The 15539-nt window shown below is 36.5% G+C and carries 22 protein-coding genes and 1 pseudogene; 2 read left to right on the top strand and 21 right to left on the bottom strand.

The window, feature by feature from the left end:
* Nucleotides 1-7 precede the first annotated feature (7 nt).
* Nucleotides 8-385: a DUF1934 domain-containing protein gene (locus O3652_RS01275; RefSeq protein ID WP_083312752.1), complete on the bottom strand. Its 378-nt coding sequence runs from the start codon at nucleotides 383-385 to the stop codon at nucleotides 8-10.
* Between the two features lie 71 nt (nucleotides 386-456).
* Here O3652_RS01275 and O3652_RS01270 point away from each other — a divergent pair, with 71 nt between their 5' ends.
* Entirely contained in the window at nucleotides 457-1764 is a 1308-nt protein-coding gene (locus O3652_RS01270; protein WP_070683234.1) for an HD domain-containing protein, read from the top strand.
* Between the two features lie 9 nt (nucleotides 1765-1773).
* Nucleotides 1774-2580, top strand: a complete 807-nt coding sequence (yidA, locus tag O3652_RS01265) for a sugar-phosphatase (protein ID WP_000023484.1) — start codon at nucleotides 1774-1776, stop codon at nucleotides 2578-2580.
* 101 nt (nucleotides 2581-2681) lie between these two features.
* On the opposite strand, the gene O3652_RS01260 is transcribed toward yidA, so the two are convergent.
* The 20 genes and pseudogenes from O3652_RS01260 to O3652_RS01165 form a co-directional block, all read right to left on the bottom strand.
* A complete protein-coding gene (locus O3652_RS01260; protein ID WP_000958203.1) occupies nucleotides 2682-3158 on the bottom strand; it encodes an Imm6 family immunity protein in 477 nt (158 codons plus the stop codon).
* Between the two features lie 32 nt (nucleotides 3159-3190).
* On the bottom strand, nucleotides 3191-3685 hold the full coding sequence (locus tag O3652_RS01255) for an Imm6 family immunity protein (RefSeq protein WP_070683236.1): 495 nt from the start codon (nucleotides 3683-3685) through the stop codon (nucleotides 3191-3193).
* Nucleotides 3686-3748: 63 nt separating this feature from the next.
* Nucleotides 3749-4075, bottom strand: a complete 327-nt coding sequence (locus O3652_RS01250) for a hypothetical protein (RefSeq protein WP_044021737.1) — start codon at nucleotides 4073-4075, stop codon at nucleotides 3749-3751.
* 155 nt (nucleotides 4076-4230) lie between these two features.
* Complete coding sequence (locus tag O3652_RS01245; RefSeq protein WP_000920280.1) at nucleotides 4231-5184, bottom strand: hypothetical protein; 954 nt, start codon at nucleotides 5182-5184, stop codon at nucleotides 4231-4233.
* A 91-nt stretch (nucleotides 5185-5275) separates the two neighbouring features.
* On the bottom strand, nucleotides 5276-5956 hold the full coding sequence (locus O3652_RS01240) for a hypothetical protein (protein ID WP_000662241.1): 681 nt from the start codon (nucleotides 5954-5956) through the stop codon (nucleotides 5276-5278).
* Nucleotides 5957-6018: 62 nt separating this feature from the next.
* The gene (locus O3652_RS01235; protein WP_070683241.1) at nucleotides 6019-6594 is read right to left on the bottom strand and encodes a DUF6572 domain-containing protein; all 576 of its coding nucleotides are present in this window, start codon (nucleotides 6592-6594) and stop codon (nucleotides 6019-6021) included.
* A gap of 40 nt (nucleotides 6595-6634) precedes the next feature.
* Nucleotides 6635-7189, bottom strand: a complete 555-nt coding sequence (locus O3652_RS01230; RefSeq protein WP_070683243.1) for an NAD glycohydrolase inhibitor — start codon at nucleotides 7187-7189, stop codon at nucleotides 6635-6637.
* A 22-nt stretch (nucleotides 7190-7211) separates the two neighbouring features.
* Nucleotides 7212-7643: an endonuclease V gene (locus O3652_RS01225; RefSeq protein ID WP_070683246.1), complete on the bottom strand. Its 432-nt coding sequence runs from the start codon at nucleotides 7641-7643 to the stop codon at nucleotides 7212-7214.
* A 58-nt stretch (nucleotides 7644-7701) separates the two neighbouring features.
* On the bottom strand, nucleotides 7702-8181 hold the full coding sequence (locus O3652_RS01220; protein WP_070683249.1) for a toxin-antitoxin system YwqK family antitoxin: 480 nt from the start codon (nucleotides 8179-8181) through the stop codon (nucleotides 7702-7704).
* Nucleotides 8182-8378: 197 nt separating this feature from the next.
* Nucleotides 8379-8804 (bottom strand): hypothetical protein, encoded by a 426-nt coding sequence (locus O3652_RS01215; protein WP_257371834.1) that lies wholly within the window; start codon nucleotides 8802-8804, stop codon nucleotides 8379-8381.
* A 126-nt stretch (nucleotides 8805-8930) separates the two neighbouring features.
* Complete coding sequence (locus O3652_RS01210) at nucleotides 8931-9272, bottom strand: DUF2185 domain-containing protein (protein WP_070683251.1); 342 nt, start codon at nucleotides 9270-9272, stop codon at nucleotides 8931-8933.
* Nucleotides 9259-9792, bottom strand: coding sequence for an ankyrin repeat domain-containing protein (locus O3652_RS01205; RefSeq protein WP_070683253.1), 534 nt, complete (start codon nucleotides 9790-9792; stop codon nucleotides 9259-9261). The genes O3652_RS01210 and O3652_RS01205 overlap by 14 nt, the downstream gene beginning before the upstream one ends.
* Nucleotides 9793-9800: 8 nt before the next feature.
* Nucleotides 9801-9878 (bottom strand): HNH/ENDO VII family nuclease, encoded by a 78-nt coding sequence (locus tag O3652_RS01200; RefSeq protein WP_260806612.1) that lies wholly within the window; start codon nucleotides 9876-9878, stop codon nucleotides 9801-9803.
* Between the two features lie 94 nt (nucleotides 9879-9972).
* Nucleotides 9973-10428 carry an NADAR family protein gene (locus tag O3652_RS01195; RefSeq protein WP_070683256.1) on the bottom strand — a complete coding sequence of 152 codons (456 nt, stop codon included), beginning with the start codon at nucleotides 10426-10428 and terminating at the stop codon, nucleotides 9973-9975.
* Nucleotides 10425-11057, bottom strand: a complete 633-nt coding sequence (locus O3652_RS01190; protein ID WP_070683258.1) for a hypothetical protein — start codon at nucleotides 11055-11057, stop codon at nucleotides 10425-10427. Before O3652_RS01190 ends, O3652_RS01195 begins: the two co-directional genes overlap by 4 nt.
* A 313-nt stretch (nucleotides 11058-11370) precedes the next feature.
* Entirely contained in the window at nucleotides 11371-12015 is a 645-nt protein-coding gene (locus O3652_RS01185; RefSeq protein ID WP_070683371.1) for a DUF6572 domain-containing protein, read from the bottom strand.
* Nucleotides 12016-12146: 131 nt separating this feature from the next.
* Entirely contained in the window at nucleotides 12147-13031 is an 885-nt protein-coding gene (locus O3652_RS01180; RefSeq protein ID WP_125413256.1) for a DUF4299 family protein, read from the bottom strand.
* A complete protein-coding gene (locus O3652_RS01175; RefSeq protein ID WP_033629948.1) occupies nucleotides 13028-13495 on the bottom strand; it encodes a hypothetical protein in 468 nt (155 codons plus the stop codon). Before O3652_RS01175 ends, O3652_RS01180 begins: the two co-directional genes overlap by 4 nt.
* An 811-nt stretch (nucleotides 13496-14306) precedes the next feature.
* Nucleotides 14307-14963: pseudogene (locus O3652_RS01170) on the bottom strand (DUF6572 domain-containing protein); the annotation flags it as partial.
* 83 nt (nucleotides 14964-15046) lie between these two features.
* Nucleotides 15047-15475 (bottom strand): hypothetical protein, encoded by a 429-nt coding sequence (locus O3652_RS01165; RefSeq protein WP_371589998.1) that lies wholly within the window; start codon nucleotides 15473-15475, stop codon nucleotides 15047-15049.
* Nucleotides 15476-15539: the final 64 nt, after the last annotated feature.

Raw genomic sequence — 15539 nt, 5'->3', positions numbered from 1 at the left:
CTTTTTCTTATCCCCAAGTAATTTCTAATTGATAGCTGGCAAAGGGGTGTCCCTCTTGATTTTGTAGTTGATAGGCCAGCTCAATCTTTTGCCCATCCAGTTTGTAGTGACTCGTTTGAATGATAAACTCCTGCATCCCCATTGGAGTAGGAATATAGGCCAAACTATCACTATCCTTTAGAAAACGCATGATAGTCTTGGGACTCGAGAAACGGGTCATCACCAGTTCTTCTTGATGAAATTTGAGAACCACTTTCTCCTTTTCCTCATTATAAAAAAGCAGATAGCTAAAATCCCCTTTTTCATGCACTTCCACGTCATAGAGTTGGTCTATGACTTCCAACTGTTCATCAAATTGAATCGTATTGCGCATCCGAATCTTCACATCAGGTCCTCTTTCTTCTCTCTTATCCTACTATTTTACCAAAAACTCTAGCTTTTTGCTATAATGGTCATATGAACGAAAAAGTATTCCGTGACCCAGTTCACAACTACATCCATGTCAATAATCAGGTCATATACGACTTGATCAATACCAAAGAATTTCAACGTCTGCGCCGTATCAAACAGCTAGGGACTTCCAGTTATACCTTCCATGGTGGCGAGCACAGCCGCTTTTCCCACTGTTTGGGGGTCTATGAGATTGCACGACGCATCACAGAGATTTTTGAAGAAAAATATCTTGAAGAATGGGATCCTGCTGAGTCTCTCTTGACTATGACCGCTGCACTCCTTCATGACCTTGGGCATGGTGCTTACTCGCATACTTTTGAACATCTCTTTGATACAGACCACGAAGCCATCACTCAGGAAATTATCCAAAGTCCTGAGACAGAGATTCACCAAGTCCTGCTACAAGTAGCGCCAGACTTTCCTGAAAAAGTGGCTAGTGTCATCGACCATACCTACCCTAACAAACAGGTCGTACAGCTCATTTCCAGTCAGATTGATGCAGACCGCATGGACTATCTCTTGCGCGACTCTTATTTTACAGGAGCATCTTATGGGGAATTTGACCTGACTCGCATCCTCCGAGTGATTCGCCCTATCGAAAATGGCATCGCCTTTCAGCGCAATGGCATGCACGCCATCGAAGACTATGTTCTCAGTCGCTACCAGATGTATATGCAGGTTTATTTCCACCCAGCAACACGTGCCATGGAAGTTCTCCTACAGAATCTTCTCAAGCGTGCTAAGGAACTCTACCCTGAGGACAAGGACTTCTTTGCACGCACTTCTCCACATTTGCTACCTTTTTTTGAAAAAAAAGTTACTCTATCTGACTATCTGGCACTTGATGACGGCGTGATGAATACCTACTTCCAACTCTGGATGAGCAGTCCTGACAAGATTCTCGCAGACTTGTCACAGCGCTTTGTCAACCGCAAGGTCTTTAAATCCATTACTTTTTCAGAAAAAGACCAAGACCAACTCGCAACCATGAGACAACTGGTTGAAGAAATCGGTTTTGATCCAGACTACTATACTGCTATTCATAAGAACTTTGACCTCCCTTATGATATCTATCGTCCCGAATCTGAAAATCCACGGACTCAGATTGAAATTTTACAAAAAAATGGAGAACTGGCAGAACTCTCTAGCCTGTCTCCTATCGTCCAATCCCTTGCTGGCAGCCGCCATGGAGACAATCGTTTCTATTTCCCGAAAGAAATGTTGGACCAAAATAGCATCTTCGCAAGTATCACCCAGCAATTTTTACACTTGATTGAGAACGATCATTTTACCCCAAATAAGAACGAATAGAGGAAATTTATGAGTATTAAACTAATCGCCGTCGATATCGACGGTACCCTGGTTAACAGTAAAAAGGAAATCACTCCGGAAGTCTTTTCTGCCATCCAAGATGCCAAAGAAGCTGGTGTCAAAGTCGTGATTGCAACGGGTCGTCCTATCGCAGGCGTTGCCAAACTTTTGGACGACTTGCAATTGAGAGATGAGGGTGACTATGTTGTAACCTTCAACGGTGCCCTTGTTCAAGAAACTGCTACTGGCCATGAGATTATCAGCGAATCCTTGACCTATGAGGATTATCTGGATATGGAATTTCTCAGTCGCAAGCTCGGTGTTCACATGCACGCTATTACCAAGGACGGTATCTATACTGCCAATCGCAATATCGGAAAATACACAGTTCACGAATCAACCCTCGTCAGCATGCCCATCTTTTACCGCACTCCTGAAGAAATGGCTGGCAAGGAAATCGTCAAATGTATGTTTATCGATGAACCAGAGATTCTCGATGCTGCGATTGAAAAGATTCCAGCCGAATTTTACGAGCGTTACTCTATTAACAAATCAGCTCCTTTCTACCTCGAACTCCTTAAAAAGAATGTAGACAAGGGTTCAGCTATCACTCACCTAGCTGAAAAACTCGGATTGACCAAAGATGAAACCATGGCGATCGGCGACGAAGAAAATGACCGTGCCATGCTCGAAGTCGTTGGAAATCCCGTTGTCATGGAAAATGGAAATCCAGAACTCAAAAAAATCGCCAAATACATTACCAAAACAAATGATGAATCTGGCGTTGCCCATGCTATTCGTACCTGGGTATTGTAAAATTCTTAAGGATAGAAAATAAACAACACCCCAAAAGGTAGAGATGACACTCTAACTTCTGGGGTGTTCTTTTTGATTTTTCGCCAAATCATCTATTCAAATCATCTAAGTAATCCTAGTCTATCTAGTTCTTTTAGGGCAGATTCTCTTGATGGGTATGGATTTTTATTGATGAAAATTTTTACTGTTTCGACGTGATGATAAAGATCCATGCTAATCTCTTTTAAATTATCAATAAAGACATCAAGTAGTTCCGGTTCAATGTTCTCTAAGGGAGAAGGAAGCTCCTTCTTATTTTCAAACTCAAAAGCTTCTTTAGCAGTCACACCTATTGCATAACTAATGTTGTCCCACAAGAGACCATTCGCTTCATTTTCATCTAACTGCATGTAGATAAATATTCCACTGAAGTCTGTCCCATCATCTAAAAGGCGATAAAGTTCCTCTCCCCTTTTATCTCTATTCTCCAAAAAACTCCAACATGCATCCAAGGCAGTTCGAATTTGAGAATTGTATCGTGTTTTCATACGGTTTACAATTGCTTCAGCAAAAATCAACATAAAATAACTCGTAAGCATATCCTCTCCTGATCTATACTTGAACGAATAGCCTATTCGTTCTCATCAGATAAAAATAGTGGTCCAAAGTAGTTTTTAACGAGCTCATCCTTTAAATATCCTTCTATTTCTGGCCCAGATATTTGTGAAATGAGTTCACTGTTTTCAGATAGGATTTGTTTGTAGCTTAAGGCAAGAACAGCCAGTGTGTCCTCGTCGACACTTTCTATCGTTTGTGGCAGGTAGACTTCCCCCGAAGCCATATAAGAATAATGACAAACTAAGACAAAGAAATTAGCGATACAGTTCCATACTAGTGGATTGGTTTTCTTATCTAGCATCTGAAATGTCAAGATATCCTGCTCATCCATATTTTCCAATCGATTGTATAAATCATCTGGACAAAACCCACTCTCTTTATCAAACTCCTGTTTTGAAAGTTTTAAGGAGTCAAAGACAAATTCCTTATATTCTTTCTCACTGATAAAATCTACAAGACCGTATATCAACTCCTGTAGAAAGAGCAACAAATTTTTATTATCTTTCATTGATTTTCCTTTTATTACTAAAAATTATCTTGGGAATGTATGATTCACTGGAAAAGGTGACAATCACTCTTCCTCCTCAAACATCAGAGCATCTAATTCTTCTCTTTCAGCCGCAATCTCTTCGAAGGTAGAAATAATATTATTTAAAAATTCTAAGGTGATAATACCAGTCGAATCTCTCATCGTAACCATAGTCCCAATAGCACTCAACTCATGGATGAGTGCTCTAACCTTTTTCAATTCATCCAAATCTAACATGTCTACTTCTATTACCGTGTCATGATCTTCTATTCTGGATTGAATTAAAGAGAAAGGCAAGGATGAATAATTTCTTAACAACTTATAGGTTCCTGACTTGTCACCTATAGAATCTATACAAATAGCTAGCATCATTTTTACTCCTTTATACTTGAAAACATCAGTATCCCATGTCTACAAGGAAAAGATATAAGCTTGAATCTCCTCTATCATGCATCGATTTGTCGTTCTTACTCTTATGGCTTGAAGCCATAAAGATAAAGCAAGCATAATAGCTTGCTTGAAAGTTAAGGAATTAAAAATTGATTTTCATAATCTTTTGGGAGTTCATAAGATATTTCTCCATTACTATTACCAAATCGACTTTGATTAAAAATTGGAAATAGCTTGGAGTCGTACACAGTTTTTATAACAAAACGTTCTCTTTCAAAACTAATAGTTGCAGCTACTGAGGGATCCTTAAAAACTGATTGTTCCCCTTGGGAATGCAAGCGAACGTTTATAGTAGCTACTTCTTCAGGATATTTCTCAAATCTAACATCAAAACTAATGTCGCTACCTGTCGAAGGAATGTACATTTGATATTCACTTACACTGATACTTTGAATCTTTCCTAATTTCTGTTCCAATTCTGGGTCGTTTCTATACAGGTCTGTTTGGATAGCTAGTTTGAAATTTTCCTCATGTTCTTGTAGCCATCTGTTAAGATTACGAATCATAATTTCTTTTTCAACTTGCCTGGAGGCATCCTTGCTCTTGCGATCAAGTTTATTCATAGTTTCAGTCAATTTATCTTGCTCTCGCTTCCAATCCCACGAGGGGTCACTTGATACCTCTACTACTGATAAGTACCATCTCCTCATAGTTTCAGGAGATTTATAAGGATTGGGTTTTATAAATGTAAAAGGACCTATACCAGCATCAGGAAAGTATAATTCTACTTTCATTGACTGCTTGCGATTATTATTAGCATAGGCTGTAAAGGAAATATGATAATTTCCACCTACATCTCCACCATTATCAAAGCCTCCCCTCGCAGAACCTGGTAAAAGCGTCACTGACTTTATATATTGCCCTTGACTGTCTATGTCTGCAATAATTTCGCTTTTGATAGAATCCGCATGATCATGAATAAACTTACCAGTGTTCCCAATCGGTATCCTAATTAACAAATATGACAAACCAATAATAATAAAGGGAACGGAAATTGCAAGGAATATCCACTTGTTCGATTTTAACATAATATCTCCTGATGCTCATTAAAAATCAGTTATAAAACAGCTTTTATAGTGCTTTACCTTTCAACCCGACGGTTCCTTTTTTCAATTTCATTCATTGATTATCCTCCCGTTGTTTAAATATAGTTAAATCTATTTGAACAGCCTCATCCCTAGATTCCATTAGTATTGAAATTCCATAGATTGTTCCACTAGAGTACCTTACTCTGATTCTACAGGTTGTATCCTCTGGCATATCGTACTTATTTTTAAGATATTTATAGAGGTCAGAATGATTTTCTGGTTCATAGATAATATCACGAAGCTCTGTTTCTGCACTCTTAAAGGTTTCTTTTATATTCAAGGAAGCGAAATAATCTCTTTGTACTACCAAATTAAGAATTTCTTCATCATATAAAGGAGTTACCTCCGACCCATAATTTAACTTCCCATTAGAGTAAGTAACAGGAACTGTTTCTTTATTATCCCCAATTTTTATTGTATAGTCACCCTTAATGTCAGATTGGCTAGTATCTAAGAATACTTTATAATCCTTTACTACGTTTCCACTCTCTATATAAATACTATTTTTGTAAAGCTTTAATCCATTAAACTCCTTCTTGTCTTGCTCTAAAAATTTAAATATAGGTTCAAACGTTTTTTCAAATTCGTACTGTTCCTTTGTTCTGTTTTTGGGAATGGTCTCACCACCCAAACTACATCCAGTCAGTGTATAAAGAGTCAGGACCATTAACATCACACTAACAACCCAAAATAAGCGTTTATTTTCCTTCATCTCTTTCTCCTAAACATTCTATGCCTATTATAACATAAAAAAGAGCGTTTCCGCTCCCTTTATCACTCCGGCAATTCTACCTTCAAGCTCATATCAGTGGGTTGTAACACTTTCTGAACAGCTGCGAGAAAGGCCAATCCATTATCAGATGGAGAATACTGGAATCTGATATGGATGACTTTTTTATCAAACTTATCACCGTATCGTGCCACATACTGCTTGCTTTCGAGGAAGTAGATATAGTTATTGAGTTTTTCTTGAAGTTTCAAGAGATGCTCCTCTTCGGTATCTGGAAGCCAAAGATTACCATCAATTAATAAAAGTTCCAAGTCTGTATCACTCGTTCCGATTGCATCAATTTCTGAAACCTCTAACTGAATAGGGATACTTTTAATCCTACATCTAAACTTTACAATCTCATATAATTCTTCAATAGCATCCTCTTCTCTTTCAAAACTAGCTTTTTCATATAACTGTTGACGTTCAGTCACCTCATACACTATAAATCTATTTGCACTTAAATCCTGATAATACCCTATCGCAAACTGCTCTAAAACTTTTTTATTTAAGTACACAGTATAATATCTAAGTTTGTTACTATTAAATTTTAAAAAGTCTAATAATTCCTGTTTTGTCATTTAAAATTCTCCACAACTCTCACATTCACTATGGCGTTTGCTATAGCTCCACTACCTTTGGTGGATTGTAGTATTTTTCCTTGAATTCCTTAAGAATCTTCTCTACCTTTTCCACCTCATAATACTTGAAAGAAGGAATTGATTTAATATTTCCAATTAATCGACCATAATATCCACTAGTTTTTAATTCGTTAGGAAGTTTTTCTATTGTATCAAGTATAAGAGGAACTAATTTTCTTGTATCAATTTCAAAAGGAAGAGGCTTATATTCCGCCAGAATGAAATCTTGAAGCAATAAATATTCTGTAACTTGCCATATTTTCTTTTCATCAATACTTAAAGAGAATTCTTTTAATATCTCAAATGTCCTTATTTCTATATCCTTATCACCTTCCACATACAAAGGGTATAAGCAATATTCCATTAATACTCCAATATCTGTACTATCAAGGTCATAAGAATCTCGTTGCCGAAAACGATACTTATCTTCTGTTCCTAGAAATGCTTCTGCTTCTTTCCCTTCCTTCATCATCTCTAGATAATGTTTGACAAAATATCTATAATTCTCTTTATTTTTCAATTTATAAGTCTGCATTTATTTACTCCATTGGTTAATTCTAAAAATTCCTTAATACTTGCCCATAAATATCAACGTTTCTGACTATTTCTGTACAGGCTCCTTCGTAATTGTCAGGAAGTACAAATTCTGCCCCTTCAATATGGTAGTCATTTTTGGAAACTCCGGTAGTTGGTTTTCCTAAGAAAAAGGAGGCATGGATCACGATTCCCGTATGGCGCGGATGCAGATAAGCATTCCCATCAAACATACATAGGTCAGGTTTAATTTTCAACAGTTTAACTGCTGCTAAAATCAGAGGCAATTCCCTAAAGGCAAGAAAACCTGAAAGATAGGGAACTCTACTTTCATCATGAAAACTGACCTCTTCAACAACTTGGAGATTTTCCCGATCAACAACCTCAAGGCAAGCAAGACCGTATTCTTTGTCATTCTCTTCAATAGGTATTAATCCACCCCTGCGACATAACAAATCTCCTAGTCCTCAAAATGATTAGATAGATCTATCTGATTTTTGAATTGATTCTGTGCTACTTCAAATTCATGTCTAAAGTCGATAAATCAACACCCCACTTTTTTGCTCTCTTGAAATCATCTTCGGTAGGCTCTGTTTTTTCTTCAATAATTTTACCAGTCTCATCATATTTTTTATAGAGAATTTCTCCTCTTGCAATACAATAAGAAACCGACTCAATATCACCATTTTCAAAATATTCTTTTTGAATTCCTTCGGCCGCACCTCTGTCTTGATTATTAATACTTTTAATTTTTCCATTAGAATAAAAGTAGACAGCTAGACCATGCCTATATCCATTATCTATACGCCCATAAAAATCTAATTGACCATCTGGATATAAATCATAGGCTAAACCAGTATAAGGAACCTCTTCTCCTGATTCATTTTCAAAGACAATTTGTTCATAGTATTCTCCGCCCCAGTCTAGTTCATCTTCAAAACAAACACCGTCGCGGAGAACTTCTTCTTTTGTTAAAATTTTATCTTCAGTCATTTTCCAACCTCTGAAATCATATTGAAACCATCCAGCATATCTGGGAGGCCTTTAATCTTACAAAGTAATTTCTCTGTTTTTGCACTTTTAAACATTTCACTGATATTTTTTGAATTCTGCTTTGATCATTTTAATAATCCTCTTATTTTCACCTGAAACATTTACCTCATAAGTAATTAAATGATATCAAAAATAACTTATTCCTCTTCTGTTAGAAGATGGTCTAGATTTCTTGGTTTAGGATTTAAACGTTTCAATACTAATTCATAAAAAAAATTATTATTTAACCTATCAGGTAAACTTAAAGTAAAGTTATTCAAAATTAATAAGGGAATAAATTCTGAACCAATTGTATTATAACCTGTCAAATACTCTAACCCATAATTTAAATTTTTCGGGTTTTCAGTACCAACTGTCCAGTAGGCTCCTTTGGCTTGCAAGCGAAAAACCTCTCCAAGATAAACCCAGCTATTAAAGAAATCATCAATATTTTCAGGATCATTTTTGACATCATTCTCTCGAACGAATTGCGCCAAATCCTTCAAGCTTTCTAAACTCATATCTAGATGATAACCTTGCTTACTAGCTTTTTGCCTTATCTCATCCAAGCAAGGTTTCATCAATATAAAACATAAACTCCTCAATTACTCCAGCATTCAGCTTGCGATTTTTTCAAAAAACTATTCTACTTTAGCTGACAAATTCTCTTACTCTAGATCATAAAGGCTCAGACGAGATACAAATGACACTCAATGAACAATTTCTTCGATTGTTGTTTCTCTATCTCTCACCAAATCATAAAATCCTACATGAACGCCTTCCTCATATAACCAGCATAAGTCGGTACCGTATGGGGCTTCAAAAATTTCCAGCATAACAGGAGCAATTTTTACAATGCTATTTGCTCCTAAAATTGTGAAATTTTTTGAATTAGCTAGGTAAGCTTCATCATCTTCGTTTGATAACAGTGTCCAGCCATTTAATTGTGGAATAGCAGATTCCTCGCGATAAGAATAGCGAATAGCTTTTCCATCAAGAATATTGTTTGAAACGACAAAACCACCAAAATCATTGTTATTAATTCCTACCATCTTCATACTCCTTTATAATATCAAGCAGGCTACTTCTCCATGAATATTCTTCCGCATAGTCTAGACACGATTTTCCAGATTTATTTTTTAACTTATAATCCGAACCGGCCTCTAGTAAAAGCTTATATAGAGGTTCTAACTCTTCCGTTGCTAATTTTAATAACGTTACTGAGTAAGTCATCGGAATAGAACCAAATTTGTCAACTGCATTTACATCAATTCCAGCCTCAATGAGTAATTTCACCATCTCATATGCATATGCTATTTTGGGCCTCCAATTAGCTTGGAAGAAATAATGAAGAGCATTTCTGTTTTCCTTTTTTGACAAAAAATTGACCTCTACCTTCTCAGACAGCAGATATTTAATAATTTTCAATTTCTCTTCCGGCAAATCATCGTTAAGCATTGCCGTGCATAACAAATTAAGGTTTGTATATTTATCAATTTGTATTATGTCGCCATTGTAACTTTCTATAAACTCATTATATGTCCCATCTTGAACAATATCGAAAATATCCATCTTATCTCCTATTCAAACTTATGGCTTCTATTAGCAGAAGGTATTTCTATTCTAAAATTATCTGGATTAAATTGGAAATCCTTCAATTCTTGTAAAATGATTTCACTGCCTTTATACTTTCAAACATTTCACTGATATTTTTTGAATTCTGTGTTATTCATTTAAAGTCAGTATACTTTCTTAATTTATAGAACCATCGTCTAGACTTAAAGCTACTCTTGTTTCCATTAAGATTTTCCCCAGCATATTTTTACCAGATCCATCTCCCCCGTCAGCCCAATAATGATCATTTTTTGTATGCTCAAGTAATTCTGCATCAGATGTCGCAATTAGTTTCTCTAGAATCTCTGGATTTTGACGAAATTTCTCACGAACAGCATAACGCATAATATCATCCTTGACATCTTCCCAGTTCTTTCGTAACGGATTCTGGCGATTGCGTCCCTCCAAAGCAGCATCCATAGGTGATTCCAGCAAACGAATTTTTTCCTGAATTTCTGGAACCAAGAATTTCTGAGCCTGGAAATAATGTTCCGATGTAGGCCAGATTTTATTTCCATCCGAAAAAGGATAAGGAGCAAAATTAGACATATAACCGTAGGCATCGTTTACCTTATAGAATTTAATTTCCTTCATTCTCTCTCCAATCCGAAATCAGCTAGTGATTTATCCTTCTCCTCCAGAAGTTTCTCCGCATAATCAGGTTCGATCTCTAAAAACAGTTTCAAAGTATCATGAATTCGCCAATAATTTTCTTCTGGCTTATCCATAATGGACGATAAAAAGTGCTTTAGGTAAGGGATATATTCAGAAAATCCATTATTTTCAACTAGATAGTAAAAATATGAAAGATCATAATAACCTTTTTCCGCCTGTTCTATAATTTTGCAGACATAAGGGAATATATCTTGCCTTGCTTTATCACCATTGCCAATATCTGATTGACTAGCCCAATAGCTAGTAAGAGCATCTAGTATAATTCTATTTGTATCATCATAACTATATAGCCGATGAGGATTGTAGTCTTCCAATTTTCCCTCAACAAACATCTGAGTCAACACATCAAAACCTTCTTTCAGCCCCCAAATAGTTAAAAGCCTAGAAGCTTTATAGCGCAAAAAATCATCATCGCTAGATAATAAAGAGATGAGTTTGTTAATCGTTTCTTCTGGAATATCTTCCAAGTCTACTTCTTCGAGTAGATCTGTATAATCCACATCGTTTGGAACTGTGTAAAATAAATCATCAAGTTCTTCTCTAGTCATTTTTTCTCCTTATTCAAAAGTAAACTATTCGGGTGGAAGACTTCCCTTAACCTTAATTAAAACCTCGTTATCGCGTTCAACATAAAAAAGATCCCGTTTAGTGTTCGTTAGACGTTCAGAATTCTGTTTAGAAGGATTTTTATTATATCTCAATTGTGCTTGGTCAACTCGTTTTTGCAAATGATCAACTATTTCCTGATGCGTTATCACTTCTATATCTTTAAGTTTTTCTGTTTCAATATCATATTAAATTTACTTTGGTCCAATCCTTCTCCCATTATACCACAAAAAGAGAGCGTTTCCGCTCCCTTTCTTACTCTGGTAATTCTACCTTTAAGCTCATATCAGTCGGTTGCAATACTTTCTGAACAGCTGCAAGAAAGGCTAGACCGTTGTCTGATGGGGAATACTGGAAGGTGATATGGATGACTTTCTTATCAAACTTATCACCATATCGCTCCACATACTGCTTGCTTTCGAGGAAGTGAATGTAATTATTCATTTTTTCTTGCAGAATTTCCAAATGGACTGCTTCTATCTCTTCCTGCCACTCGAGAGGGTCTACTAGAAGAAGTTCCAAATGATTCTCAACTGTACCAATTGCATCAAGTTCAGTTGGCTTTAGCTCTAATGAGATTGCTTTCTTTAACAGTCCTTCAAATTCTTGATTAGAAAACAGCCGTTTCACTGACGACGGGTTTACTAAAATACGAGTGGGTGTTGATCTAAAATAATTTTGTCTAGCTATTTCCTTACTTTCCTTAGTCACCCAGTCTCCTGTTTGTAAGAATAGCTCAACCTCATAAGCATCCTGTTCTGACCTTAAAGCCTTGTCCACTAATTCTTTACTAACTGAATAAGTAACTTCTCTATCTTGAAAACCTCCTGTCATCCAGGACATTGTATAATTGCCATTTTCTTCAGTTATAATAAATCCATTTCCTTTTATTTGATTCATACTACCACTACCGAGTTCTTTCTCTACTTCGTTAACGAGACTTGTATGCAAGCATACTTTCTCTATTTTAAAATAACTTGTTTCTCATCACATTCTAACATCTGAAAAAACTAACTGAACAGGAGTTTTTCTTAAAATCCTCCCTTTTTCAAGACAGCTTGCAGAGTTTCAGGAGAAATTGGGTCCACAAGAACATACTTGGCATCTAGCATATAGATGCCCTCAGTTAGCGATTCCAAGTACTGTCGATAAGGAACTTCGGCTAGTTTTTCCCCATCGGCTGTCATGATAAACAGTCGTGCAACTGCAACCTTACTTCCTCGATACTCTTGTAAATATTGAGGTTCTAGCTCTGGTTGAGCCGGCAAAATAGTTCGTCCTTCACTATTTAGATAATTGATAGGGATAATGATGTCCTCTCCATTTTGCTCTACTTTAAAAACTTGCTGCTCAGAGTAATAAGCATTTAGCTGTTGGGTAAAGCGCAAACGCTGGTCATAACTATTTAAGAGTTGCTCGTCCAGCACATGGATAATCTGCCCTAGGTAGAGTTCATTGATGTTAATAGGACGTTTCACTCCCATAATTTCCACGATGGGATGGACTTTTACTTCCTTAGTCAATTCTGAAAGAGCTGATAAGAAAATATCTGTGAAATGAAATTCTAGAATAGAATCTTTATCATACGCCACACCATCATGTTCACATACAGTTACGTCTAAGAGAATGAGCAAGGTTTTCAAGAACATCAAGGCCCCAGTCCAGTCAGAAGCTGTCGCCAAATCTGGAACAGATACCTGATAAGCTTGACCATCAAAAGATAGACGGAACCCTAAACTAGACTTCTCTTTGACCCCAAACTGAACAGAATGGAAATCCGAAATAAGAGAGTCTGCAGATGGCTTTAATCCTGCATCCTTAGCGGAAACGCTGTAACATTCAAAGAGTTCTGCTTGAAGCACCTCACCAATTCTTAGTGATTGGTTGCTTTTTATTGTAAAAATAACTGATTTCATATTTTTCTCCTTCGGTCTACTGGCAAATCCTTTCTACGACGTAGAATCGTTACTTCGCTGACAGGGATTTTTCCTGATGCATACATTGTCTGGCCATATTTCTCATCCAATAATTCCGCATCATCAGCTAAATTGTTTTCAATTAGAAATTCTTTATCAAAAACCAGGAGTCGCACATAAGAATCAGGTGCTGTAAAATCATCATCTCCACGCTTGTGACCAGCCATTGCAAATTCCTGACCTTTGTATAGGACACGATCATAAACCGAATACCTCTGACTAACCTCACTATAAGACAGAAATTTCCCGTATACGCCTTCTCCAGCATCACATACATAGGAACTATAGGGAATGTAGCCTTCTTCCAGCATTGTTGGATCTTTTGATAGAAGAATATAGCCATTTATATAATTCACAAAATTCGAGTATACTTTGTTTTGATAAACTAGAAATTCTTTACGCATACTAACCCTCCACATATTCCATTATACCACAAAAAGAGAGCGGTTTTCGCTCCCTCAATTAAGCTAGTAATTCTACTTTTATATCTATCTATTCCGTAGTCTGTTCTTTAGCATGGTTCTCTCTAAAATCTTTTTTGGATCTATCAATGACTCTACGCAATTCCTCATCATCAACTCCGGGAAGATGGAAATCATAGTTATGCGTCTCTTCTTTTGAAGATTCCGTTCCTGAACTTTCTGATTTCGTGCTCTCTTCAGTAGAAGACGATGCTCCAGAATCTGAAGAGTTAGCTCTTTCAGAACTAGAAGAGCTTGATGTTTTAGGTGCTTTGCGGTCCAATTTTGGTATCTTATTGATTTCCTCAATACTAGGTATTGGCTTATTCGCTTTAACCGGTCTGTAGAGCATCGCAAAAGAGAAGAATAAGGCTACAACTGTTCCTATACACGCCAAAGTTCTTTTACTCGATTCTGACGAAGGAACTTTGACGCCACTTGTACTCAGTTTCTTCCATTCAGGATGTTCTTTTTCTATCTCTTTTTTTTCTTCCCATAGCGGAACTAGCAGAAAATGATTAAAAGGCACAACTGTTCCCATAGCTGTTGCTGCAAGTGGGATAAATCTAGAAAGGTTAAAAATGAGTACTACGCTTAGTATTGCAAATATAGTAAATAGAAATATCACTAATCCTAAGCGAATTTTATATTCTTTTTTAATCTGGAGATATTGTTCTTGAGATACCTTTTCTTGATCATGATTTGGATGACTTACATTTACTGATAAGTTCTTCTTCTCTGGTAAAGTGTCATCATCAGGCAATTCTATCTTCAAACTCATATCTGTGGGTTGTAACACCTTCTGAACCGCTGCGAGAAAGGCTAAACCGTTATCAGATGGAGAATACTGGAATGTAATATGGATGACTTTTTTATCAAACTTATCACCGTATCGTGCTACATACTGCTTACTTTCGAGGAAGTGAATGTAATTATTAATTTTTTCTTGCAGAATTTCCAGATGGACTGCTTCTATCTCTTCCTCCCAGCCGACTGGATCCACCAGAAGAAGCTCTAAATGACTATCAACTATACCAATTGCATCAAGTTCGCTAGGTTCCAGTTCTGAAACAATGGCTTGAGTGACAATTTGTTTAAATTCCTCTGCTGTGAAAAGACAACGACTATTTTCAGGATTTTTCAAAATAAAGGAAGGATGATCTTCAATGAAGAGCTTATCGGATTCATCTTGTGTATACTGTTTTTTAGATTTCCAAAAACCATATTGCGCATAAGTCATCAACTCTTTGCCAGTATGTTCTCCCGACATGTAACTATCGGCAGCTTCTTTGGGAATTTCTCTAATCACTTCTGGGCAGGTAATATTAAAAGTTGGATAACGCAAGAAATACTTATCACCATCTTGACAGATTTCCAACATATCTTTTTGACTTACATAAATTGGTTCCATTCTTATCTCCTTTGTTTCTTACCAAATGTCTACTGATTAGTTTTCCCTATTTTTTGTCTGTTCTTATGATGTAATCCACTTTACTATAAAGGCCAGTGCCCTGTTTCAGCATAAACCATGACTTCGTATGCTCCCCTAGAAGATTCAAATGCTTTATCCATTAGTTCTTTAGAAATAGGATAGCGAACTTCTGGCCCCATGACTCCTCCAATTTCTTTAAAGAAGCTTATTTCGTAATAGCCGTCTGTCTCATATACAATAAATCCATCTCCTCTATAGACAATCGTATCCGATTGATTATAGTCTTCTAACTCATCTGCCTTAGGCCAACGATGATGTTCACAATAAAACATTACTTCTAAAGAATCTTTTTCTGATTTTGAAAGACGTTCTACTAATTCCTGGCTAATGGGAAAGTTAAGCACTTCTTTCCCTCTACTCCACAGGACCTCATAATCATTGTTGTTTTTTAATACCGTACAATTTTTGTATTGCAGCATTTCTGTTGTCATATAAATTAACTTTCTTTACTTTTTTAATTCTTCTTTATCATTGGCAAAAACAAAAGGATCTACT

The sequence above is a fragment of the Streptococcus sp. 27098_8_23 genome, from assembly GCF_041432195.1.
In the GTDB taxonomy this organism is placed as follows: Bacteria; Bacillota; Bacilli; order Lactobacillales; family Streptococcaceae; genus Streptococcus.
This window is presented reverse-complemented; position numbering and strand designations above follow the sequence as displayed.

Coding starts and splice junctions, on each gene's coding strand:
- O3652_RS01255 (WP_070683236.1), bottom strand. CDS start 3,685: ATGAAAGATAATAAAAATTTGTTGCTCTTTCTACAGGAGTTGATATAC.
- O3652_RS01190 (WP_070683258.1), bottom strand. CDS start 11,057: ATGACTAGAGAAGAACTTGATGATTTATTTTACACAGTTCCAAACGAT.
- O3652_RS01230 (WP_070683243.1), bottom strand. CDS start 7,189: ATGCAGACTTATAAATTGAAAAATAAAGAGAATTATAGATATTTTGTC.
- O3652_RS01175 (WP_033629948.1), bottom strand. CDS start 13,495: ATGCGTAAAGAATTTCTAGTTTATCAAAACAAAGTATACTCGAATTTT.
- O3652_RS01245 (WP_000920280.1), bottom strand. CDS start 5,184: ATGTTAAAATCGAACAAGTGGATATTCCTTGCAATTTCCGTTCCCTTT.
- yidA (WP_000023484.1), top strand. CDS start 1,774: ATGAGTATTAAACTAATCGCCGTCGATATCGACGGTACCCTGGTTAAC.
- O3652_RS01220 (WP_070683249.1), bottom strand. CDS start 8,181: ATGACTGAAGATAAAATTTTAACAAAAGAAGAAGTTCTCCGCGACGGT.
- O3652_RS01235 (WP_070683241.1), bottom strand. CDS start 6,594: ATGACAAAACAGGAATTATTAGACTTTTTAAAATTTAATAGTAACAAA.
- O3652_RS01250 (WP_044021737.1), bottom strand. CDS start 4,075: ATGCTAGCTATTTGTATAGATTCTATAGGTGACAAGTCAGGAACCTAT.
- O3652_RS01270 (WP_070683234.1), top strand. CDS start 457: ATGAACGAAAAAGTATTCCGTGACCCAGTTCACAACTACATCCATGTC.
- O3652_RS01180 (WP_125413256.1), bottom strand. CDS start 13,031: ATGAAATCAGTTATTTTTACAATAAAAAGCAACCAATCACTAAGAATT.
- O3652_RS01260 (WP_000958203.1), bottom strand. CDS start 3,158: ATGCTTACGAGTTATTTTATGTTGATTTTTGCTGAAGCAATTGTAAAC.
- O3652_RS01240 (WP_000662241.1), bottom strand. CDS start 5,956: ATGAAGGAAAATAAACGCTTATTTTGGGTTGTTAGTGTGATGTTAATG.
- O3652_RS01195 (WP_070683256.1), bottom strand. CDS start 10,428: ATGAAGGAAATTAAATTCTATAAGGTAAACGATGCCTACGGTTATATG.
- O3652_RS01165 (WP_371589998.1), bottom strand. CDS start 15,475: ATGACAACAGAAATGCTGCAATACAAAAATTGTACGGTATTAAAAAAC.
- O3652_RS01205 (WP_070683253.1), bottom strand. CDS start 9,792: ATGGATATTTTCGATATTGTTCAAGATGGGACATATAATGAGTTTATA.
- O3652_RS01210 (WP_070683251.1), bottom strand. CDS start 9,272: ATGGTAGGAATTAATAACAATGATTTTGGTGGTTTTGTCGTTTCAAAC.
- O3652_RS01185 (WP_070683371.1), bottom strand. CDS start 12,015: ATGAATCAAATAAAAGGAAATGGATTTATTATAACTGAAGAAAATGGC.